The 19,517-nt window shown below is 35.1% G+C and carries 26 protein-coding genes and 2 pseudogenes; 10 read left to right on the plus strand and 18 right to left on the minus strand.

Going from position 1 to position 19,517, the window contains the following annotated elements:
* Positions 1 to 254 precede the first annotated feature (254 nt).
* From QUF14_RS18065 to QUF14_RS18075, 3 genes are all read left to right on the plus strand, one after another.
* Entirely contained in the window at positions 255 to 887 is a 633-nt protein-coding gene (locus QUF14_RS18065; protein ID WP_001305805.1) for a helix-turn-helix transcriptional regulator, read from the plus strand.
* 333 nt (positions 888 to 1,220) lie between these two features.
* Positions 1,221 to 2,030 carry a winged helix-turn-helix domain-containing protein gene (locus QUF14_RS18070; protein WP_001354945.1) on the plus strand — a complete coding sequence of 270 codons (810 nt, stop codon included), beginning with the start codon at positions 1,221 to 1,223 and terminating at the stop codon, positions 2,028 to 2,030.
* The gene (locus QUF14_RS18075) at positions 2,023 to 2,505 is read left to right on the plus strand and encodes a YqeJ family protein (RefSeq protein WP_000568331.1); all 483 of its coding nucleotides are present in this window, start codon (positions 2,023 to 2,025) and stop codon (positions 2,503 to 2,505) included. Before QUF14_RS18070 ends, QUF14_RS18075 begins: the two co-directional genes overlap by 8 nt.
* A gap of 32 nt (positions 2,506 to 2,537) precedes the next feature.
* Here QUF14_RS18075 and QUF14_RS18080 read toward each other — a convergent pair whose 3' ends face one another.
* Entirely contained in the window at positions 2,538 to 2,618 is an 81-nt protein-coding gene (locus QUF14_RS18080) for a hypothetical protein (protein WP_072132081.1), read from the minus strand.
* 35 nt (positions 2,619 to 2,653) lie between these two features.
* Positions 2,654 to 3,079, minus strand: a complete 426-nt coding sequence (gene yqeK / locus QUF14_RS18085; RefSeq protein ID WP_000350603.1) for a protein YqeK — start codon at positions 3,077 to 3,079, stop codon at positions 2,654 to 2,656.
* 430 nt (positions 3,080 to 3,509) lie between these two features.
* Here yqeK and QUF14_RS18090 point away from each other — a divergent pair, with 430 nt between their 5' ends.
* The 5 genes from QUF14_RS18090 (at position 3,510) to QUF14_RS18110 (ending at position 7,402) form a co-directional block, all read left to right on the plus strand.
* A complete protein-coding gene (locus QUF14_RS18090; RefSeq protein WP_000804513.1) occupies positions 3,510 to 4,001 on the plus strand; it encodes a hypothetical protein in 492 nt (163 codons plus the stop codon).
* A gap of 226 nt (positions 4,002 to 4,227) precedes the next feature.
* Positions 4,228 to 4,719 carry a tetratricopeptide repeat protein gene (locus tag QUF14_RS18095; protein WP_000102383.1) on the plus strand — a complete coding sequence of 164 codons (492 nt, stop codon included), beginning with the start codon at positions 4,228 to 4,230 and terminating at the stop codon, positions 4,717 to 4,719.
* A 334-nt stretch (positions 4,720 to 5,053) separates the two neighbouring features.
* The gene (gene ygeH / locus QUF14_RS18100; protein ID WP_000362671.1) at positions 5,054 to 6,430 is read left to right on the plus strand and encodes a HilA family transcriptional regulator YgeH; all 1,377 of its coding nucleotides are present in this window, start codon (positions 5,054 to 5,056) and stop codon (positions 6,428 to 6,430) included.
* A gap of 166 nt (positions 6,431 to 6,596) precedes the next feature.
* Positions 6,597 to 6,815, plus strand: coding sequence for a hypothetical protein (locus QUF14_RS18105; protein ID WP_000184105.1), 219 nt, complete (start codon positions 6,597 to 6,599; stop codon positions 6,813 to 6,815).
* A gap of 83 nt (positions 6,816 to 6,898) precedes the next feature.
* Positions 6,899 to 7,402, plus strand: a complete 504-nt coding sequence (locus QUF14_RS18110) for a lytic transglycosylase domain-containing protein (RefSeq protein ID WP_001239196.1) — start codon at positions 6,899 to 6,901, stop codon at positions 7,400 to 7,402.
* Between the two features lie 17 nt (positions 7,403 to 7,419).
* Here QUF14_RS18110 and QUF14_RS18115 read toward each other — a convergent pair whose 3' ends face one another.
* The 7 genes from QUF14_RS18115 to QUF14_RS18145 form a co-directional block, all read right to left on the minus strand.
* Positions 7,420 to 8,052, minus strand: a complete 633-nt coding sequence (locus QUF14_RS18115; RefSeq protein ID WP_000516283.1) for a LuxR C-terminal-related transcriptional regulator — start codon at positions 8,050 to 8,052, stop codon at positions 7,420 to 7,422.
* A gap of 222 nt (positions 8,053 to 8,274) precedes the next feature.
* A complete protein-coding gene (locus QUF14_RS18120) occupies positions 8,275 to 8,982 on the minus strand; it encodes a hypothetical protein (RefSeq protein ID WP_001227544.1) in 708 nt (235 codons plus the stop codon).
* The gene (locus QUF14_RS18125) at positions 8,924 to 9,505 is read right to left on the minus strand and encodes a type III secretion apparatus protein OrgA/MxiK (RefSeq protein ID WP_001389479.1); all 582 of its coding nucleotides are present in this window, start codon (positions 9,503 to 9,505) and stop codon (positions 8,924 to 8,926) included. Before QUF14_RS18125 ends, QUF14_RS18120 begins: the two co-directional genes overlap by 59 nt.
* Before the next feature lie 15 nt (positions 9,506 to 9,520).
* Positions 9,521 to 10,255 (minus strand): EscJ/YscJ/HrcJ family type III secretion inner membrane ring protein, encoded by a 735-nt coding sequence (locus tag QUF14_RS18130; RefSeq protein WP_000875228.1) that lies wholly within the window; start codon positions 10,253 to 10,255, stop codon positions 9,521 to 9,523.
* Positions 10,252 to 10,584, minus strand: a complete 333-nt coding sequence (sctI, locus tag QUF14_RS18135) for a type III secretion system inner rod subunit SctI (RefSeq protein ID WP_000116717.1) — start codon at positions 10,582 to 10,584, stop codon at positions 10,252 to 10,254. Before sctI ends, QUF14_RS18130 begins: the two co-directional genes overlap by 4 nt.
* A 19-nt stretch (positions 10,585 to 10,603) precedes the next feature.
* Positions 10,604 to 10,843 carry a type III secretion system needle complex protein gene (locus tag QUF14_RS18140; RefSeq protein ID WP_000796272.1) on the minus strand — a complete coding sequence of 80 codons (240 nt, stop codon included), beginning with the start codon at positions 10,841 to 10,843 and terminating at the stop codon, positions 10,604 to 10,606.
* Between the two features lie 13 nt (positions 10,844 to 10,856).
* Positions 10,857 to 12,038 (minus strand): PrgH/EprH family type III secretion apparatus protein, encoded by a 1,182-nt coding sequence (locus tag QUF14_RS18145; RefSeq protein ID WP_001354949.1) that lies wholly within the window; start codon positions 12,036 to 12,038, stop codon positions 10,857 to 10,859.
* Positions 12,039 to 12,296: 258 nt separating this feature from the next.
* On the opposite strand from QUF14_RS18145, the gene QUF14_RS18150 reads away from it, so the two are divergent.
* Positions 12,297 to 12,797 (plus strand): helix-turn-helix transcriptional regulator, encoded by a 501-nt coding sequence (locus QUF14_RS18150; protein WP_001195865.1) that lies wholly within the window; start codon positions 12,297 to 12,299, stop codon positions 12,795 to 12,797.
* A 1-nt stretch (position 12,798) separates the two neighbouring features.
* Positions 12,799 to 13,092: an invasion protein gene (locus tag QUF14_RS18155; protein ID WP_000060687.1), complete on the plus strand. Its 294-nt coding sequence runs from the start codon at positions 12,799 to 12,801 to the stop codon at positions 13,090 to 13,092.
* A gap of 69 nt (positions 13,093 to 13,161) precedes the next feature.
* Here the strand turns inward: QUF14_RS18155 and QUF14_RS18160 are convergent, their stop codons facing one another.
* The 9 genes and pseudogenes from QUF14_RS18160 to sctN all read right to left on the minus strand — a co-directional run bounded on the left by QUF14_RS18160 (position 13,162) and on the right by sctN (position 19,517).
* Positions 13,162 to 14,274, minus strand: coding sequence for an EscU/YscU/HrcU family type III secretion system export apparatus switch protein (locus tag QUF14_RS18160; protein WP_001284723.1), 1,113 nt, complete (start codon positions 14,272 to 14,274; stop codon positions 13,162 to 13,164).
* An 8-nt stretch (positions 14,275 to 14,282) separates the two neighbouring features.
* On the minus strand, positions 14,283 to 15,050 hold the full coding sequence (gene sctT / locus QUF14_RS18165) for a type III secretion system export apparatus subunit SctT (RefSeq protein WP_000503296.1): 768 nt from the start codon (positions 15,048 to 15,050) through the stop codon (positions 14,283 to 14,285).
* Position 15,051: 1 nt separating this feature from the next.
* A complete protein-coding gene (locus QUF14_RS18170) occupies positions 15,052 to 15,312 on the minus strand; it encodes an EscS/YscS/HrcS family type III secretion system export apparatus protein (protein WP_100733550.1) in 261 nt (86 codons plus the stop codon).
* A gap of 9 nt (positions 15,313 to 15,321) precedes the next feature.
* Positions 15,322 to 15,987: an EscR/YscR/HrcR family type III secretion system export apparatus protein gene (locus QUF14_RS18175; protein ID WP_000071537.1), complete on the minus strand. Its 666-nt coding sequence runs from the start codon at positions 15,985 to 15,987 to the stop codon at positions 15,322 to 15,324.
* Positions 15,977 to 16,964: pseudogene (locus QUF14_RS18180) on the minus strand (YscQ/HrcQ family type III secretion apparatus protein). Before QUF14_RS18180 ends, QUF14_RS18175 begins: the two are co-directional and overlap by 11 nt.
* Positions 16,924 to 17,493, minus strand: coding sequence for a SpaN/EivJ family type III secretion system needle length determinant (locus tag QUF14_RS28940; protein ID WP_349642480.1), 570 nt, complete (start codon positions 17,491 to 17,493; stop codon positions 16,924 to 16,926). The pseudogene QUF14_RS18180 and the gene QUF14_RS28940 overlap by 41 nt, the downstream one beginning before the upstream one ends.
* A 75-nt stretch (positions 17,494 to 17,568) precedes the next feature.
* Positions 17,569 to 17,799 (minus strand): annotated as a pseudogene (locus tag QUF14_RS18190) (SpaN/EivJ family type III secretion system needle length determinant); the annotation flags it as partial.
* Positions 17,777 to 18,235 carry a SpaM family type III secretion system protein gene (locus QUF14_RS18195; RefSeq protein ID WP_001305819.1) on the minus strand — a complete coding sequence of 153 codons (459 nt, stop codon included), beginning with the start codon at positions 18,233 to 18,235 and terminating at the stop codon, positions 17,777 to 17,779. The gene QUF14_RS18195 and the pseudogene QUF14_RS18190, both read right to left, overlap by 23 nt.
* Positions 18,225 to 19,517, minus strand: coding sequence for a type III secretion system ATPase SctN (gene sctN / locus QUF14_RS18200; protein ID WP_000734305.1), 1,293 nt, complete (start codon positions 19,515 to 19,517; stop codon positions 18,225 to 18,227). The genes QUF14_RS18195 and sctN overlap by 11 nt, the downstream gene beginning before the upstream one ends.

Below are 19,517 nucleotides of genomic sequence, written 5' to 3' on the forward strand. Positions count from 1 at the left end.
AAAACAATTTGCGATATAGATATTCTTATACCATGAGATAGTTATCTGAACCGTTCTCAACCATGCAAGATTAAATCAGTGAAACATAATCATATTTGATAACGAGAAATGCATTTTTAAATGCCTTACTCAGAATTATAGTAAATACAGATTAATCGCAATTTTTCCCAGCAAAATTACAAAATCATGGTGTATTGACATCATCAATAACCAATGAAATTATGCAATTATATACGGATAGGGAGGTTCTTAACATGGGGCTTTGTAGTCGTTATAAAAGTCTTACATGCAATAGTTGCTCAATGCATTGCCAAATAATGCCAGAAGAGTCACCACGTTTGCAGTATTGCGCAAACTCGTGTTTTTGTATGTGGCCCGAAGAAAGTTCATATTTTAATCGTGGTGTGGTGGAAGGTATCTTAACAAAAAACCACAATGCGAGATTAAGCGGATATATTTTTGTCGATTTTTCAGTAAGTTTTTTACGTCTATTCCTTGAAAAAGACTGGATTGACTATCTTGCAAGTACTGACATGGGGATTGTTTTAGTCAGCGACCGCAATATGCAATCGTTAGCTAACTACTGGCGAAAACACAACTCTGCAATATCTGCTGTCATATATAATGATGATGGTCTTGATGTTGCCAATGAAAAGATCAGACAACTATTTATTGGTCGTTATTTATCATTTACCAGAGGGAACACATTAACTCAGATGGAATTCACCATAATGGGGTATATGGTTTCTGGTTATAATCCATATCAGATTGCTGAAGTTCTGGATATGGATATCCGTAGCATCTACGCGTACAAGCAACGAATCGAAAAGAGAATGGGTGGTAAAATAAACGAGTTATTTATTCGCTCACATTCGGTCCAACATTGATACTAAACAATCTGCCAGAATCATACTCTGCTTATACGGGCATCTATTGAAATGCCCGTATTTTATAAATAAGCAGTAACCCCAAGAGTAAACAACATGGTATTTAAAACCATCACACGAAAAATTCAGAAGCATTACGAAATATGAATTTACAAACAATAGTGGCGTAAATGTTAATCATGTTAATTTACGTAAAGTTTTACGTTGCGACATTAAAGCCTCATTTCAATCATTATGATAAATATAAAATTAATATATATTTATGCCGTAAATACCAATATACTTAGCAAACTATGTGATTTCCATTTCGATTGATTTAGTGTCTATTGACGTATGTACTGGATTATTAACGATAATATCGAGTTCTGGCCTGAGCACCGAAAATTAATATCGGTACATAACGCCGATCTTAACGTCGTTCTGACAACGCCAGCCAGTCGTTGTTTATCACTTCTACTTGAAGCTTTTCCTGATGTGGTTGCACAACAAGATTTTTTCACCAGAGTCTGGGAAGAAGAAGGTATGCGTGTGCCAACTAACACGTTATATCAGAACATATCCATTATCAGACGCGGATTTCGCGCTGTTGGTGATACCACCCACTCGCTTATTGCAACCGTGCCGAGAAGAGGATTCAAGATTCATAATGACATTAACATACAAAATCATGCAATAAACTCTTCAACAGACGCACATACACACAATACCCCACCTGCCGTAAAAGGTAATGCGGAGTACAAAGAGAGCATTGGTAGCGCAAACAATTTCAATAACAAAATCCTCAAACATATAAAAAGTTATCTAATTATGTTGAGCATATTTGCTATAGGCGTATATTCTGCACATTGGCTATGGAATAAGAATCAACCGAAGCCATTCTTCAAGGATTACAAGACTGTTGCGGAAATTAATGGCTGCCATTTTAATGTGACAGAAGATACAATTGATGGGTTGAAAGAGTTCGATAAATATAAGACACGGATACTGGATTCGGGGATTAACTGTAAAAAATATCCGTGGTTATACTTCCCTCTTGCAAAATCCTCACCAAGGATGATTGTTATGGCATGCAATAAAAACTATAACCAACATGAAGTGGCAGGCTGTTTAACCCTGTCTTACCGTGAGGTTAATCGTGATTGATTATAAAAAAAACTTATTATTTATTTTAGTTTTCATCAGTGGGTTTATTCTCTTCATTGTTTACTCTTATACTGCAGAAAAAATGATATATAATGAAACATGCACTGCAAATTGGGTAATTTTTAATGACAAGGGGCGAGCAAATCTTACCATCGACTTTATGTATAACCAAAAAAATAAAACAGGAACTGTTGCGTTGAGCGGAACCTGGCAACAAGGTAACAGAGAAAGTAAATCAATACGGCGAAATATTGAATACACATGGATTGAAAACTATGACACAGCCCATTTAACATCAAAGAAAGTTAATAAATTTGAGATCATGGATCAAGTCGATGATGATAGACTTGCAGAACTTATTCCTGATTTTTATGTCTTTCCAGAAAAAAGTGTAAGCTATAATATACTAAAGCAAGGTAAGCATGCTTTTATTTTGAGTATTGGTAACAGAGCAATCATGCATTGTGCAAGGTAAACTTAAATAGATAACAAAAAGATGGAACCTCGTTAATCATAAAACAATAAAATTAAATATGCTTGTAGTATATGCCAGTATAAAGCATCAAAGTTTTGATCAACATCTTTCATTTTAGACATCACCTTGCAATGTAAAATATCATGTATCAACAACATCTGGTGCAAATCCATGAGTCGAACTCAACATTCATCTTAGCTCTATTATTATTCCTTCGTACAGTCGATGTAAACAATACAGAAAGAGGATTATTAAGAACCAGTTTACTTAGTGAATCAATAGAGGAAAGGACTAACGTTTCTTTAAAAGAATTGATTTCATCATCTGTTAAACTAAACTCATCATTGACAGATCGTGAGATATAACTGTTTTTAACTTTACTCTTTACGTTGACTTTACTGACAGAATTAACATTCACATATCTTGAATTTAGTGCCCATGATGTTGTTTGCGTGAGAACCTTCTCAGCATTAAGGAATTTTTTTAACGGAATCCTTGGTTTCTTTTTCGAGTCCGAATTTACAATATCATGCATATAGACCATTTCATGAATCTGCGAAAACTCAATGTCCATTATATACCTCATACTTTTACCGTGACTCGATGTTATTGTTCAATAATCACCTTCCATCAATACTAAATTTAATACCCCTAATGTGCCGATAACAAATATAGTCATTCTACGTAACGTCTCCATAAGGTGATAACCTTGATCAAATGAATTTCAAAAATAATAAAAGGAAATCTTTTGAGATGTTTGTCACGAATAAAGCTATTTATGTTACCAATATCATTTCGAGTGCGCACACTATCTATCTGTTTTTTCAGGATATAAAAAGCAACATGTAAGTTATGTAAATTGCCGATGCTACTAAGTAACATTATGGTAAAAAAAGTAAAAATGAGCGATTTTTGATAGAATAAAGCATTAGAAAAGGTGATATTTGACATTATCAGAAGCTGCGAATTCGGATTTTGCTCTAATCAAATGAGAGAAATGTAAAATGAAGCCACGAAATATTAATAATAGCCTACCACTGCAACCATTAGTTCCTGATCAGGAGAACAAAAATAAGAAAAATGAAGAGAAATTCGTGAATCCAGTTAAAATTACGATGAGGTCTGGTTTAAATTATATTGAACAAGAATCTCTTGGAGGAAAATATCTAACACATGATTTGTCAATAAAGATAGCGGATATTTCTGAAGAAATAATTCAGCAAGCAATATTATCTGCTATGAGCATATATAAATTTCCGATAACAGATGATTTAATGAGTATGGCTACAAATGAACTCATAAAACTGGCCAAAATAGAGAATAATTTAGACCTGAATAAATTCTCTACTATATGCACCGATGTACTATCCCCCCTCGTCATCAGACATAATAAAGAAAAAAAACCAGACGACTTACGACCCTTCGCAAAAATCCCCTTTTTAATTTTCATCGAAAAAATGGAAATTGATAATATGAATCAAGGTCATGCATATTAAGGCATTTATGAAATATCGTAAATAAGATAACTAATAAGATGAATATTAGCAAAACAACTAATGACATTATTGGTTTATAGTGGTCAGTATTTTTACTAATAATGAACCAATATACCCATAAGCAATGCAAGCTTAAAACTCATAATTCAAAAAAGATAAATACATAAAAATTAATGAGTCAATCAATAATAATTTAGCATCACGAAACACATCACAGAGGAATATTATGAGCACAGATACACTTGAAATATTCAATAACAGTGATGAATGGGCAAGTCAACTAAAACACGCATTATCGCAAGGAGAAAATCTGGCATTACTACATGGATTGACTCCTGATATCCTTGATAGAATATATGCATATGCATTCGACTACCATGAAAAAGGTAATATAACGGACGCAGAAATTTATTATAAATTTCTGTGCATTTATGCGTTCGAAAATCATGAATATCTAAAAGGTTTTGCATCAGTATGCCAGTCAAAAAAGAAATATCAACAAGCATATGACCTTTACAAACTAAGTTACAATTACTCCCCGTATGATGACTATTCAGTTATTTATCGTATGGGTCAATGTCAAATTGGGGCTAAAAATATCGATAACGCAATGCAATGTTTCTATCATATTATTAACAATTGTGAGGATGAAAGTGTTAAGAGCAAAGCGCAGGCATATATTGAACTCTTAACTGATAATTCAGAAGATAATGGCTAAGCATTACAATCTTTTGGTTAAAATTGCTGGTTATAGTGCAGTTAACCACTATGACCAGCTTCTCTTATGTTTTCTTAAATCAACATCTTAAAACAGTTAAGAACACACTATAAATTATTATTTTTCAACGCGTTAGAGAACAATCTATTTTATCAAAATTGAATAAGGCTATTTCAGATTACATCACTGAATTCCTAAGATAAATTAGTGAACACAACCATAGATATGTCGAATGTAAACTCCTATAGCATTAATGACACATAAATATGAATAGCCACTATTTCTATTGCTTATGCAGGATGCAAGAAACCAATTTTTTCATAGAGGTTAACTAATGGACTTAGAAAATAAATTCTCATATCATTTTCTTGAGGGATTAACGCTCACGGAAGATGGAATTCTTACTCAAGGAAATGAGCAAATTTATATTCCACCGAAAGAGTTAGGAGTATTGATCGTATTACTTGAATCCGCTGGTCATGTTGTCCTGAAAGATATGATCATCGAATCAGTATGGAAAAATATTATTGTAAGTGACGAGTCCCTGACAAGATGTATCTATTCTTTGCGCTGCATTTTTGAAAAAATTGGCTATGATCGTTGCATAGAAACAATCTACCGGAAAGGTTATCGTTTCAGTGGACAGGTTTTCAAAACTAGAATAAATGAAGATAACACTTCAGACTATTCCATAGCTATATTTCCTTTCACCACTTCATTGAATACCCTGGATCCATTAATACTTAATCAGGAATTAGTGCAAAACATTTCAAATAAAAAAATCGATGGCCTTTATGCCTATCCGATGGCTGCGACAAATTTTTGTAATGATCACATATCGCAAAATTCATTTTTGAGAAGATTCAAGCCAGATTATTTCGTTACAGGAAGAATAAACCAGAATAACGCGGTGAAAACTTTATACATTGAACTGATCGACGCTAAAAATCTTTTCCTCATCGCCAGTAATCATCTTCCTGTTGATGAACTACATAACACATCACAATTTATTATAGATAATATCCTTCAAACGGTACATAATCCAGAGCGTTCTGTAAGATTAGCTAAACCGGATCAAGGTTACAAGAATCATTATTTATCAGATGAACTGTTGGCTGGTAAGAAAGAACTTTACGAGTTTACTCCTGAAAGCATTTACAGGGCTATGACTATATTTGATGGATTACAAAATAAAAGTGATATACAGACGCTAAAAACAGAATGTTATTGTCTGCTAGCGGAATGCCATATGTCTTTGGCACTTCATGGAAAATATGAACTTGAACTTGCTGCTCAAAAAGCATTAGAGCTTTTACATTATGTATCAGACATAACCAATGTCGATGGAAAAATTTTAGCTATTATGGGACTGATAACTGGCCTGTCTGGACAAGAAAAAGTATCTCATATCTTATTTGAACAGGCTAAGATACACACAACTGATATAGCCTCTCTCTACTACTATAGAGCACTTGTCAACTTTCATAATGAAAGAATTGAAGAGGCAAGGATTTGTATAGACAAATCACTACAACTCGAACCCAGAAGACGAAAAGCAGTTGTGATAAAAGAGTGTGTAGATATGTATGTGCCTAACCCACTCAAAAGCAACATGAAACTCTACTATAAAGAAACTTCGAGTGAAAGCCATCGAGTTATAATTGACAACATTTTGAAACTAAAGCAACTGACGAGAATTTGTATGCGATAAATCTTTATTGTCGCAATTTTATTGTTTAGATGTATGCAACTAGTTATTTAAACAACAGAGATGAAAATATCTAAGATATTTACCTTATTGCAATATATATCAAATACTCTAGATTAAAAAGTATTGTGTATAGGCTATTGGCCCGGACAAATAAAAAGGGAACTTTATGACTAATCCAATCAATATGAATAATTTTTCTCAAAGTTTAAATATAGCAACTGCAACGGGTGATGAAGTAGTTTCATTAGATAAACACATCACCACCAGTGCTACTGATACAGATCAAATACAAGTATTTATAGTTTCAACATGGATGGCATCTTTTCAAAATGAAATGTATTCGAAAGATAACCCTATCTCTCCTTACTATGAACTGGAATGGTAGACAATTGACCACTTAAATGTTTAACGAGATACTGATTATATTAGTATCTCGTTCCTTTCCTTCAATCCTACACATAAAAATATATGCGCTTACCCAAAGTTAAAATCTTATCCATCTTCATATTTTCTATATTAATTACAAAAATGTCTTTCGCCAGTAGCGCTTGCTTTAATGAAGCAGGATCAATTTTCAGAATCGAACCAAATTTGATCAAAGCTATCGCTCTTGTTGAAAGTAATTTAAAAAATGATAGCATCGGCAAGAACAGGGATAAGAAAAACAATATAAAGAGTTTTGATTATGGTTTAATGCAGATAAACCAGATGCACATTCCCATGTTAAAAAAACGTGGAATAATAAAAGATGAACGAGATTTGTTAGATAACCCCTGTCTGAACATTAAAATAGGGACCGAGATTTTATATAATCATTTTTCACGTTGTGGGGTAACGTGGCAATGTCTGGGGACTTATAACGCGGGTTTTGCAATGGAAAACCAAAAAAAGAGGCTGCAATATGCAAAAAAAATATATGTTGTATATACCAGACTTAATGAAATAGACAAGCGTAAGGCTTTAGCAAAATGAGCCTAAAGCCTCTTTTTTTATATAGTGCAAACACCCATACGTAAAGCTGTTTTGATCAACTCGATACCACTGTGAACATCTAATTTCTTCATGATATTGAGTCTATGAGTTTCGACTGTTTTCCTGCTTAACTGCAAGAAATTAGCGATTTCTTTGTTTGTTTTTCCATCAGCTATGAGTTGTAGTATTTCAGACTCACGATTTGTAAGTTGATTATCAGAGGAATATCTTGAAGATATTTTTTCACAATCCATATGTACACTATCAAAATAAGTGTAACCATTACTAATCGAATCAATAGCGCGATTTAGTTTCGCCGGGTGACTGGTTTTCCATACGCATCCTTTCGCACCGGCTTCAAGCAATTTTATTGAATCAATATACGGCATTTTTGCTACAAATGTAATAATATGAGCATCTATTTTATGAGATTTAACCCATTTTATGAGTTCGGACCCCATCATTCCACCTGCAAATTCTCCTAAAATAAATATTTGGGCTGCAGATTTGTTACACTCCGCTATAGCTTTCTTCAGATCTTTATAGCCCCCAACAACCTCATATAAATCGGGATAATGTCCGAGAAATCCAATTATCCCATCAATCATAAACGGCTGCTGATCTGAAACTACAATTTTAATCTTTCCCATATATTCATCCTGAGTGTAAATGCTATAACGCATTCATTTATAATCATCCCTTCCATTATTATTATAAGCAAAATCCAAAGAATACATTGATGAAATAATAATGAAATATAATTAAAAATAAAATTTTTGTGTAAGCAAAATAAGTCCAGTGTTGAAAAATCATTAGGCGTTTAAAATATTAGAATTAGATTATATTCAAGTCATTAAACCGGAGACAGTGATCTATAAGTCCTCTGGGTTCTTCAAATCAGAGTTATTCATAGCCAAAGAATCTATTTCACACATTCTTTCAACTAAATAATGTCTGGCATGTTCACAGATTTCATTAACCTTATCAGGGGAAAAACAGTGATTGCTAATTAAATATTGCTCACAATTATCCACAAATTCCTGCGGACTAAATTCAGCAATAAATTGATCTGTAAAAAAAATAAAACGTTTGTCATCATGATATGAAATATGGACATTCCATATTGACTTGTCGACAAAATATGACTCTACTTCAATAGACTTATCTTTGAAACTGGTAGGTATATAGAGATTTAAAGGGCCTGATATTGACGGTAATTTTGTTACCCAACTTTCAAAAAGTTTGATAAAAACTTCAACTTCCTCTGAAGATTTTAACAATATGCTCTTCAGATCGTTTATCATGTTTATTCTGTTTTTTTCTAATTCTGAGCTCAGCAAACTTATCAAGGGTATAAAATTATCCATCACATCAATAATGCCTTTCGCATAGCCATCATAATAACCTTGAATAACTTTTTCTTCTCTCTTTTCCTCAATACTCTGAATTTTTGCGGTGGTTTCAAGAAGGATCTGTTCTTTTAGAGAGACTATTTCTTTCAATCCATCAGAAATTATTCTTTTAATCACAACACCATTTGCAGGAGAGTTTATCAAGCTCATCTCTATTTTTTTTCGCATAAAATGTAATTCTCTCCAAAAGAGTAGACGCAAGTGGTAACGGCAATTGTATGTGGTCAACAAAATCAGGAAATAATAAATTAAATCGTTGCTGCATTGCCAACGGTTGTTGCCTTACATAGGGCAACAACGTTGAAAAACCACATGTGATGATATTCTGATAGTTAACGATGCCAGGTTTATATCGTGCCTTTTCATTTATTTCCACCGGTATCGCTGATAAATAATTCCTTAGCACATCAGGAACCTTGTAAAAAAATCCCCGTTCTGCAAACCTTTCTCGATAAAAGTGACAACCACTGAGTAAACAGATCAATGGAAATAATTTCCAATTGTTTATGTAGTAAATAAGTGAACTATTCAGACTGAAATGCTCAACTGAAAGATTGTACTGTAGGAGTATCATTTCATTGGTAATAGATCTAAGTACCGGATTGCTAATACGTGCATTATTCAAACTTACTCGTTGAGGATGAATATAACTAATTGGATCATATATAATCTTTCTTAGGGCAAGATTCATAACGTTCTCATATGTCTACTTATTTTTTAACCTGATTAAATTAGTTAGAATAGCCCTGTACTTCCATAACAGCCAGCAAGTCGCAATGGACATTAATGCAAGTAAGATAGAAACCGGCATAGTCTTATCATAAGCAAAAACAGGTTCGTTAATTTCATATGTTGGTGCTTGTTCAATAATATCTCTTCGTTTTGACAATACGACTGAAATATTCTCATATTGTACGCTTGCAAAGCTATTAACAATAAATCTCTTAATGTCATTTATTTTTATTTCTGGATTGATATCTTTTTCATATACAGCAAGTACAGAAATATGAATTGGTAGAGCAGTTTTGCCACTATCACCTGTATCAACATCGTAACTAACATGTACTCTTGAAGAAACAATGCCATCCATAATTTTGAGAGATTGCTCTAAACGCTGTTCAATAGCAGAATACAATCTTGCTTTTTCCGCTCGTGGAGAGGAAACGAGTGCATCTGCAGGGAACATCTGCGATATTTGAATATCAGGCTTACCCGGGAGATTGTAGATTTTTAGCCAATCCACCGCAGAAGCAAAATCCGTTGGTTCTACATAGATTGAAAATCCAGTTTTGCCTTGATCCTTCTTCTCAGCATTAATATTATGTCTTTGTAAAACAGCAAGGACATCATTAGCTTGCTGTTGATCAAGATGGTTCAGTAATTCCTGCTGCTTGCAACCGCACAACAGCAGGATAAACAAGAATAATGATATATATTTCATGAGCGAGTCAACGTCTCAACTGCAGCGACAATTTTTCTTGCTAATGTTCCCACCAATGAAACCTCGACATTATAATTAAGCACATGATCCTGCAAGACTAATAATTTTTCAGGAGTTAACCCCTTTTTATCAGACCTTAATGCTTGTAACGCATTTTGCTGCCAATTTTCAGTTTGTACCGCATAGTTAGCAAAAGCGGAGATCATTTTATCATCCGGGTTATCAAGATTGAGAACCCGGTCATTTAAATCAATAACTTTCGCTTGCTGTATTTCATGAGCAGTTGATTGCTCAGCTCTATCAATAGGTGGCATATTGCTTACTGACATAATAAAATCCTTATCCAGTTTAGCGGAAGTTTTGTATGATTGCCGAATCAAGATCTTTATACGCTTTTACAACGTTAGATTGCGCATTTCGATATAATGTATACTCAGCTAATGCACTCTGATATTCGGCAAGGAATTTCGGGTCGGAAGGATTGGTTGCTAAATCCTCCAACGCCTTTTCAACTTGTTGGTTAAGATCATCAACGCCCTGATCAAATTGTTTGCTGATATCCATAATATAACCATTCCAATCTGCCATAAGTCCTCCTCAATTATTCCTGAAATGTCCACTTGCTACCTTGAGACTTCTCGAATCGGTTATCTCCGTAGCTAAATGAACTATTGTTTGTGTCCTGATTTTTCAAATTCACATTAAATCTTACATATTGTTTACCCCATTGTTTATAATATTCGTCAACATAATTATTAATTTTATTTAATTCACTGTCGCTTAACGTACCAATGATATTGAAATATACATTGTTAGCTGTTTTATATTTTTCATAAGAAAGACCTATTGCCGACAATGTTTCAATTGCCTGACTTTCCAATACATTATCATCTAATACCGCAATACTTATATTGCTGGCATATGGCATAGTTTGCAGTAATCCTTTAATAAGATTATCGATTAGTTGCTGTGTGATAGCATTCCGTTGCTTACTCACTGTCAGTCTTGGATTACTGGCATCTAATAGCTGTAGTTTAAAATATTGTAGATCTGGGAAATTATCAGCAAGCCATGAAAAAATTCGTATCGATTCATCATCAGGATTTATCACCCGTACTGGCTTTCCTGGTTGATTTTTTTCCAGTGCTTGTTTGACCCAGACAGCTTCATCCAAACTATTGGTATTGATATAGATGACATGATCCCTACCATATAAAATTTCATAATTTCTATTTTTGTTTACAAGAATTTTATCGATATGTCTCAGCTGCGGATCATTACTGGCATTAACAATATAAAAAGCTATAAAAATGATAGCAAAAAGAAAAAATAGCGTTACATATTTAAACAGCGTACTACTAAAGAAATGTTGTCTTGTTGAAGTAATGTTATTTTCAACAATACCTGGTATTGAATACTGCCAAACTTCATTTTTTCCTTTTACAGCAAATTTGAGGCCTAAAACTTCTATTTGCTGATTCAATGTTAACGTTCTATCTTCAGGTTCTTGTGCTGTTAATTCTCTGATTGTTACAACCAGATCAGGGTCGGTAGTGATTATTACCTCAAAACTGCCTGTAAGCTCTCCATAAGGAATGACTATCGTATTCTCTGGTAACTCAGAAAAAGAATCACTTCTTCCTAACGAAACATCATTACCAACGATAACGAGTACACGCCCATTAAGTATTTCATACTCGCATCCATTCAATGGTCCGCTCAATAAACGAATGGCATAAGATTCCAATAAGTCTTGTGATAAGAATTTATCATTATTTCCCATGAATACCACCCGCTAATTCCATAAGCTCTAGTTTAGAGTAGTGTAACAAGACGGAAATTTCATGACCAAATTATGATGACACACAATAAAAAGATTATAATTTTCGAGAACCATTTTAAATGCCTACATACATAACTTTATTTGCAATTTAAGGTATTCACCCTATTCCCTCATTGATATGCAAATATAACAATTACCATTATTTTAAATTTTACACGTAATATTTACCCTAAATGATTTTAGAGTGCAGGTTGGCATATGCAAGTCTTTTCCAGTGATGTCTACTTCACTGTAGGCACTAATGCATTATTAGCATCCCAAAAGGAATATTACAGCGATTTGGTTGCGTTGGTTGATCTTGGACATTCGTTCGTTGTTATTGATGAGCACCAACATCGAAATCTCAAACCAAATACAGAACCTGTAAACACCCTTTTGAGCAACAATTTCATCAGGATCAATAAGAATATTACATTATCTGATTTAACGCATTTCCTGGTTTCGAATCTTCATACACAAAATGTGTATTCCACTCAAGAACCACTTACCCATGATGAGATAGATATCCTGCGGTTATGTGTTTCTTATTCGTTAAAACAAATAGCCATTATCAAAGGAATTGATTATAAAACAGTATCATATCACAAAATAAGAGCCCTAAATAAACTTAACATAAAAGGTACTGTTGAGTTGTTTATAGCACTCTGTGAATGGGATAAACATTATTTTAAACTCCAATCTTGCATAAGAGAAAGTTGATATGTCATTAGTAAGATATAATAGTAAAATAATAATAACTGTCGCGCTGATATCGTTGCTCTCTGCATGCACCAGAGAAAATTCATTAAAGGATACTCAGAATAAAAGAAGTGGCGAATCTCAAGCGATAGTAGATGCAAGACAGTTCTTTAGCGAACACCCGGAATATATATCATCAGCAGAACTAGAGCAGAAACTATATCGCGAATTTGCACAGGTTACGACTGTTCCAGCTTATAAAGAGATGAGTATGTATCAATTGCTTGTCATTTCGCAAGATCGTTTAACACATTAAATAAGAATCTACACGCTTTTTGCGTGTAGATTCTTATAAATTTCCGACTATGATAGATGTTTAATTTTTTTAATTATTGTCTTTATTCTCACTTTTTGTGTCTTCACCTTCTTTGAATTTATCTTCTGAGGGGAGCAGTTCATCTGGAATAGGTTGTCCAGCATTCTCCACATCTTCAAGCCACAGCAGAAGACGCAAGATCTCATCTATATTTTCGAAGCTAACATAATCGTAGCGACGATGGGTAGCATAAATTTTTCGTGCTAATTTTTTATCTGTAATAATTGGTATTCCGATTTCTTTTGCATATTTCCTTACGGCTAATGCGACCTCATTAGTTTCTCTTACAGAAATCAATGGTATAGGTGACAGATGTGGCTTAAAGTATATCCCTATGGCAATGTGCGTAGGGTTGGCAATCATCAGACGGCTATTACTGACATCAGATTTCAATTGCTCTGACAGAATTTCTTGATGGCGTTCTCTGCGTTTAGACTTAATTTCTGGATTTCCTTCTTGTTCCTTGTATTCTCTTTTAACTTCTTGTTTATCCATTTTCATATCTTTCATAAATAAAAAATACTCAGCGATAAAATCAAATATTAGAACAATTATCATACTGCCGAGACAATATAGTATGAGAAGGAATAGCATCTCTCCCCAATCTGATAATAAAGATATGATATCTCCATCAAGAGTTTTAAAAAGCAGTGATTTATGGTTACTCCAAAATACTTTGATCGCCAATGCAAAAAAAATAATATAAAGTATTGCTTTGACAAATTCTTTTACGGTTTTTAAGCCAAATATACGTTTTAAGCCATTTACTGGATTTAATGAATCAAACTTAAACTTAATAGCTTCAGTTGCTAATTGCATTTTACTTTGAAACCATGAGACAAGTATTGTTGTAAACATGCAAACCAGCAAAAAAGGAATGATCGTTTTCAACCAACCTATCCCCATAGCTTTAAAATAGTCCCAAATATCCGGTTTAGCGTTATGATCAAGGATGTATTCAAGAATCGACATAATATGATGCACATCAAATACATATCCGAGATATAAAGTGCCCACAAGCATTATTACAGAGACTGTTAAGTCTCTACTTTTTAGAATTTGCCCTTTTTTAGAAGCATCCTGGAGTTTCTTTTGTGTTGGCTTTTCAGTTTTATTTGCCATGAAACACTCTATTTATCAATGTATAATTGCAATTGTTCTGGGAAGAAGGATAACGGCATAACTCGTTCAGCCAGTATTGGGCCAAAATAAATAATTAATATTAAAAATGCCAGCGCACTTTTGACAGTCAGTGAGATGGCAAAAGCATTTAGTTGTGAAGCATAGCGTGCCAGCAATCCCAGGACAGCTTCACCGCCCAGCATAACCGCAATCACGGGGCTTGCGTAAACGATAGTATGAGTCATTATATTATTAATATATGAGAATAAAGGCTCTAATTTAGGAAAATTAAAATTTCCTGAAGGCCATAAGTTATAACTTTGCCATAGAGTCTCCAGAATAAAGTTCAATCCACCGTTAGTAAGATAAACTGCTGCAGAGAAAAGGTTAAATAATCTTGCTAATTCCGATGTATCGACACCTGTAGCCGGATCCAAAGTACTACTTAACGTTGCACCACGTTGGTTATCGATAAAGCTGCCTATAGCAAGGAAAATCCAAAATGGGGATGCTAATAAGCAAGCAATAAACAACCCTATGATAATTTCTCTGGCAGCAAACAAAGCGATATCTATTTCATTTAGGGTAGATAATTCATAGTGGTAATGCTGAACTAATGCACATGATACCACTATTATTATTGGATGACGGACTACTGTTGGTATATTCCCGCTGGCGAAAAATGGTAACAAATAGAAAGTTGGTGCCAATCGGCAAAAACCGAGCGCTGTAGCAGCCAGCAGACTATGCAACTGATAGAGTATCGCCTCCCCCATGCTATCCTCTCGCGAATGCTAAATTAAGCATTTCGATACCAAACGAATATAATTTTTCACCATACCATCCGCTCATTAAAAAAAAGCAAATACTTACGCACAATAATTTGACGCCAAATGGCAAAGTCTGTTCTTGCAACTGTGTTACCGTTTGAAAAAGCCCTACCAATAAACCAACAAATGTCGCAACTGCAATAGGTCCTGCAGACATAACTAAAATCAGATACAGCGCCCTATTCCCCGCAAAAACAATGCCGTCCATATTTTTTCCTCAGGGATTAATGGATAGGTCAAAATATTGTAAAATGAGTCCTTTCGATAACATTGTCCAACCGTCCATCGCGACAAACAGAATTAATTTTATCGGTGTAGATATGGTTACCGGACTCATCATCATCATACCTAACGTTAACAGAACGCTGGATATAACCAGATCAACTACAACAAAGGGTAAATAGATATAGAAACCTATAATAAATGCACTTTTTATCTCACTCAACGCATATGCCGGGAGTAACGAGAAAATTGAAATATTCTCATCATCGATTATCTCTTCATTGTCTTCAGAACTATTCACCTTCTGAATCTTTTCAAAAAAGCTAACCAACTCCGGTTCAGAATATTTTATCAAATATGATTTATAACCACTCATGCCTGTCTCAACAAAATTAACAACCGACGCTACATTATTGAATGAAAGATTCTCATTCTGACTGTTATTATATATTTCCTTCCCAACCGGCATCATTACAAACATTGACAATAGCAAAGCAACCCCATTAAGTGTCATATTTGATGGCACTTGCTGAAGTCCCAGCGCGTTTCGGACAATAACAAAAACAATCGAGAATTTAATAAAACATGTCCCGGATGCTATTATAAACGGCAAAAGTGTAAATAATGATAGTATCGCTATCAGCGAAATGCTATTTGACATTATTATGCCCTGATAACCAAGAATGAATCTCTACGCCCAATTTATCATCCACTTCAACAAGTTCGCCATAGCCAGTTAGCGCGCCATTTACACGTATCTCTATATTTTTCTCAGATTCAGGAAGCAGAGATATTATTCTTTTTGCACAGAGATCGTCTATTTCATATAGATTCATTATTTTCTTACCAAGAACAAACTCAATTTTTACAGGCAAGTCTTCAAAACTATTAATCTGCTGATAGTCATTTTCATCATTAATCTCGATTTCGCTTTTTTTGATATCAAAGTCATCTGTTTCAAAATCTTCCTCGTACTCAAAATGATCAGCCATTTTTAACTCCTCTGGATAAATCAGATCACAAATCTTTGTATTATAAATAACCGCATAAGCAAAATTATCTGAAATTAATAAAACATCACCAACTTCAATATCAACAATGGTTCTGTAACATGTTTTACTAAATCCAATTACAAAATGAATGGGCCAATATAATGTTTTTTTGTCTAGCGTTAGAGCGTTTTCGTATTGGCAGACCGTGACTTTATCTAACCAAACATTTAATTCCCCTGTCCATATTCTTATTAGTGGTTGAGCTGGACTCAATACTCCATCAAATACTTTACCTACACACAAACGATTATATTTTAGTTCAGGATACTTTAGATTTAACGGGGTACTAGATAAACTGAGCCATTCCACTATTAACCTTTCCGTTTCTGGCATTAAAGCCATCCCAGCGAGCTCGGCAGAAATTAAGGGAAATATTTCTCGAAGTAACACCCATCCAGACCAGCTGCCGCTCTCTTCTGCTATCGGTAGCCATTTGGCGCTAAATTCGGGCATTAATAACGCAACATCTTCACCATTTTCTTTCCAGTTTTGAAAAGTGGTTTCAAAGGAATGAGTGTTTCCATTTACTTTTCTCAGACCGAACATTAACTTTCGTCCTTCTGATCGTTTTCGAATTTACCTTCATTTTCTTGCTCATCATGAGTCTGATGTCGTTGCCCTTGTCGTTCATCATGCTCAGTCAATACCCAACGTTGTGCTGTAACATCATTGTGTTGGGCTTCATGGAGTCTGTCGGAGACAATCGTGTCTGATGGTTTTAGTCGTATCCCTTCACTACTTTCCAGAATCCGAACTGTATGATTCTGTCCCCAACGCTGAAACTGATATGTCAATTCATTTTCGGGTACATTGGCACTATTAACAGAATTATTTATATCATTCTGATTGAGCGTATGAACATTCCTTTGCTTTTCGATATGTTGAGTAAACATGGTTTTGTTATCAGCAAACCTTCTTTCGTTAGTAATATCTAATAAATGGGCCTGCTCTCCATTTTTTTTGTCTCCATCGCGATATTTTTTTTCACGCTCTTTATTATTACTGTGGTTTTGAACCGTGAATTTTTCTGTATGGATACCATTATGGATTCCCCCCTTAAATTGTATCGTTTTATCAGATAGTTCAGAATTAACACCCTGATCTCGTGAAGTCATATTGAGGACTTTCTTTGTAGAAAGCTGCTCTATTCCATTTGTTTGCAAAGAAAAAGATGAATTCCTGTCAACCTGGAGAGACGATTTGTTATCAATAGACTTCATTTGCCCATTCTTTTTCTCTAAGATAGGGAAATGACTATCCTGAGTCTGACGTAATAACTGGAGAATGGATCCAGCAACAATCTCACTCATTTCTTTATTTTTTTTGTTTTTCTTTAAGAAACTGCCTAAATCCGCAGCAGAATTCTCGGCTGTGTCTGTGTTTAAATTTTTATAATGTTCAATTTTCTTGACTTCGTCCATTATATTTCTCCTCCTGTTCAAGCTCGTCTTGATAAAGCATCTGATTTAAAAGTTGTTTTTTGATGCGCTTCTTTAGTCGATCGTACTTTTCTCCTTTTAGCCACCAGTGTTTTCTTTGTGCTTGCTGTTGAACTATTTCCTTGTTAAGTATTTTTCGCCGCTCTGCTATTTTTTGCTTTTCAAGATTTATCTCAGCGATCTGCTGCTGAATGACTGCAACTTTACGTAACGAGTAAAATATATCCTGGCGAAATACTACTTCGCCGAGTAACTCCTTCATATCTAACAGTGACTGTAGGTTTTTAAGTTGCATATCATACAGGCGTTCCTTTTCGACTAACTTTTCTTTTTCTGCATTTAACTTTTGTAATGATGCTTCACATGCAGCCAGGCTCTGCGCTGTTCTTCTGATAAGTCGATTAACCTTACTTAACAATTCGTTCAAGCTCTTTTAGCGTTTCACTCATTGGCATTTTTTCATTAATTGGCTGTTTTAACCAATTTGTGAGTTTAGGCCGGGCATTCATAGCAAAATCATTTTCAGCATTTTGCCCAGCGCGATATTCCCCTAAATCAATAAACACCTGTAGATCTTCCAAAGTTGTGAGGATCTTCCTTACCCGTGCAGCATTATCTCTGTGTTTTTCATCAGTGACCTGACCAAATACTCGACTCACACTTTTTAGAACATCTATTGCCGGATAATGACCTTGCCCAGCGAGTTTGCGACTTAGATAGATATGGCCATCAAGGATTGAGCGAATTTCATCCCCCAGTGGGTCTGATTCATCCTCCCCCTCCAGTAATACGGTATAAAAGGCAGTAATACTTCCTTTTAGTGTTGGTCCCGGCCTCTCCAGTAAGCGAGGTAAGCTGTCAAAAACAGAAGCAGGATAACCACGTCTGGCAGGTGGTTCACCCGCTGCCAGCTTCATATCGCGTAGTGCTCGTGCATAGCGCGTCATTGAGTCGATAAAAAGTACAACTCTCTTTCCTCGATCTCTAAAATACTCTGCCACGGTTGTCGCCATCAGGGCGGCATTACACCGATCTACTGACGAAAAATCAGAGGTGGCATAAACCAAAACACATTTTGCTGCATTTACTGATTTTTTCAGCGATTCCGCGCATTCCGTAACTTCCCTTCCACGTTCGCCAATCAAGCCAATAACAAACACATCAGCTTCAGTGTTGTTTACAAGCATATGCATTAAAACCGTTTTGCCACAGCCAGCCGATGCGAAAATCCCAACACGTTGACCAATGCCACATGTCAGTACGCCATCAATGACTCTTATCCGTGTCTCTAGTGGTGTATTAATAACTCGACGTTCCTGATACGACGGTGGCAGTTCATCAATCAGGCGTAAATTTCCCCTATCCCCTGGAGTGACCGGGACAAACCTTTCCATAATTTGACCAGAAGCATTCAAAACTGAACCAAGAAAGGCATCACTGATCTGTATGGTTAACTGCTCTCCCGTTGGTTTCAATACTGCAGTACGTGTAAGCCCCACAGAGCTGCCTATAAGGTTTAATAATGTCTTTCCATTGCGAAAGCCAACGACCTGAGCCCTGGCTATACGTTCAATTGCTTGCCAGCTCGCATAAATTTCGCATACTTCGCCCACTGAAACGTCGTCAAGCTCTGCTTCAATCAGCGAGCCGTTTATGCTATGTAAGTAGCTGTATTTATTTAATAGTTTTAATTTTTTCAT

Origin of the sequence: Escherichia sp. HH091_1A (assembly GCF_030295175.1) — a bacterium.
Classification (GTDB): Bacteria; Pseudomonadota; Gammaproteobacteria; order Enterobacterales; family Enterobacteriaceae; genus Escherichia; species Escherichia coli_F.

Excerpts from the sequence above, each read along its gene's own strand:
- QUF14_RS18065 (WP_001305805.1), top strand. The coding sequence starts at position 255 with ATGGGGCTTTGTAGTCGTTATAAAAGTCTTACATGCAATAGTTGCTCA.
- QUF14_RS18070 (WP_001354945.1), top strand. The coding sequence starts at position 1,221 with ATGTACTGGATTATTAACGATAATATCGAGTTCTGGCCTGAGCACCGA.
- QUF14_RS18080 (WP_072132081.1), bottom strand. The coding sequence starts at position 2,618 with ATGAAAGATGTTGATCAAAACTTTGATGCTTTATACTGGCATATACTA.
- yqeK (WP_000350603.1), bottom strand. The coding sequence starts at position 3,079 with ATGGACATTGAGTTTTCGCAGATTCATGAAATGGTCTATATGCATGAT.
- QUF14_RS18090 (WP_000804513.1), top strand. The coding sequence starts at position 3,510 with ATGAAGCCACGAAATATTAATAATAGCCTACCACTGCAACCATTAGTT.
- QUF14_RS18095 (WP_000102383.1), top strand. The coding sequence starts at position 4,228 with ATGAGCACAGATACACTTGAAATATTCAATAACAGTGATGAATGGGCA.
- ygeH (WP_000362671.1), top strand. The coding sequence starts at position 5,054 with ATGGACTTAGAAAATAAATTCTCATATCATTTTCTTGAGGGATTAACG.
- QUF14_RS18105 (WP_000184105.1), top strand. The coding sequence starts at position 6,597 with ATGACTAATCCAATCAATATGAATAATTTTTCTCAAAGTTTAAATATA.
- QUF14_RS18110 (WP_001239196.1), top strand. The coding sequence starts at position 6,899 with ATGCGCTTACCCAAAGTTAAAATCTTATCCATCTTCATATTTTCTATA.
- QUF14_RS18115 (WP_000516283.1), bottom strand. The coding sequence starts at position 8,052 with ATGGGAAAGATTAAAATTGTAGTTTCAGATCAGCAGCCGTTTATGATT.
- QUF14_RS18120 (WP_001227544.1), bottom strand. The coding sequence starts at position 8,982 with ATGCGAAAAAAAATAGAGATGAGCTTGATAAACTCTCCTGCAAATGGT.
- QUF14_RS18125 (WP_001389479.1), bottom strand. The coding sequence starts at position 9,505 with ATGAATCTTGCCCTAAGAAAGATTATATATGATCCAATTAGTTATATT.
- QUF14_RS18130 (WP_000875228.1), bottom strand. The coding sequence starts at position 10,255 with ATGAAATATATATCATTATTCTTGTTTATCCTGCTGTTGTGCGGTTGC.
- sctI (WP_000116717.1), bottom strand. The coding sequence starts at position 10,584 with ATGTCAGTAAGCAATATGCCACCTATTGATAGAGCTGAGCAATCAACT.
- QUF14_RS18140 (WP_000796272.1), bottom strand. The coding sequence starts at position 10,843 with ATGGCAGATTGGAATGGTTATATTATGGATATCAGCAAACAATTTGAT.
- QUF14_RS18145 (WP_001354949.1), bottom strand. The coding sequence starts at position 12,038 with ATGGGAAATAATGATAAATTCTTATCACAAGACTTATTGGAATCTTAT.
- QUF14_RS18150 (WP_001195865.1), top strand. The coding sequence starts at position 12,297 with ATGCAAGTCTTTTCCAGTGATGTCTACTTCACTGTAGGCACTAATGCA.
- QUF14_RS18155 (WP_000060687.1), top strand. The coding sequence starts at position 12,799 with ATGTCATTAGTAAGATATAATAGTAAAATAATAATAACTGTCGCGCTG.
- QUF14_RS18160 (WP_001284723.1), bottom strand. The coding sequence starts at position 14,274 with ATGGCAAATAAAACTGAAAAGCCAACACAAAAGAAACTCCAGGATGCT.
- sctT (WP_000503296.1), bottom strand. The coding sequence starts at position 15,050 with ATGGGGGAGGCGATACTCTATCAGTTGCATAGTCTGCTGGCTGCTACA.
- QUF14_RS18170 (WP_100733550.1), bottom strand. The coding sequence starts at position 15,312 with ATGGACGGCATTGTTTTTGCGGGGAATAGGGCGCTGTATCTGATTTTA.
- QUF14_RS18175 (WP_000071537.1), bottom strand. The coding sequence starts at position 15,987 with ATGTCAAATAGCATTTCGCTGATAGCGATACTATCATTATTTACACTT.
- QUF14_RS28940 (WP_349642480.1), bottom strand. The coding sequence starts at position 17,493 with ATGACTTCACGAGATCAGGGTGTTAATTCTGAACTATCTGATAAAACG.
- sctN (WP_000734305.1), bottom strand. The coding sequence starts at position 19,517 with ATGAAAAAATTAAAACTATTAAATAAATACAGCTACTTACATAGCATA.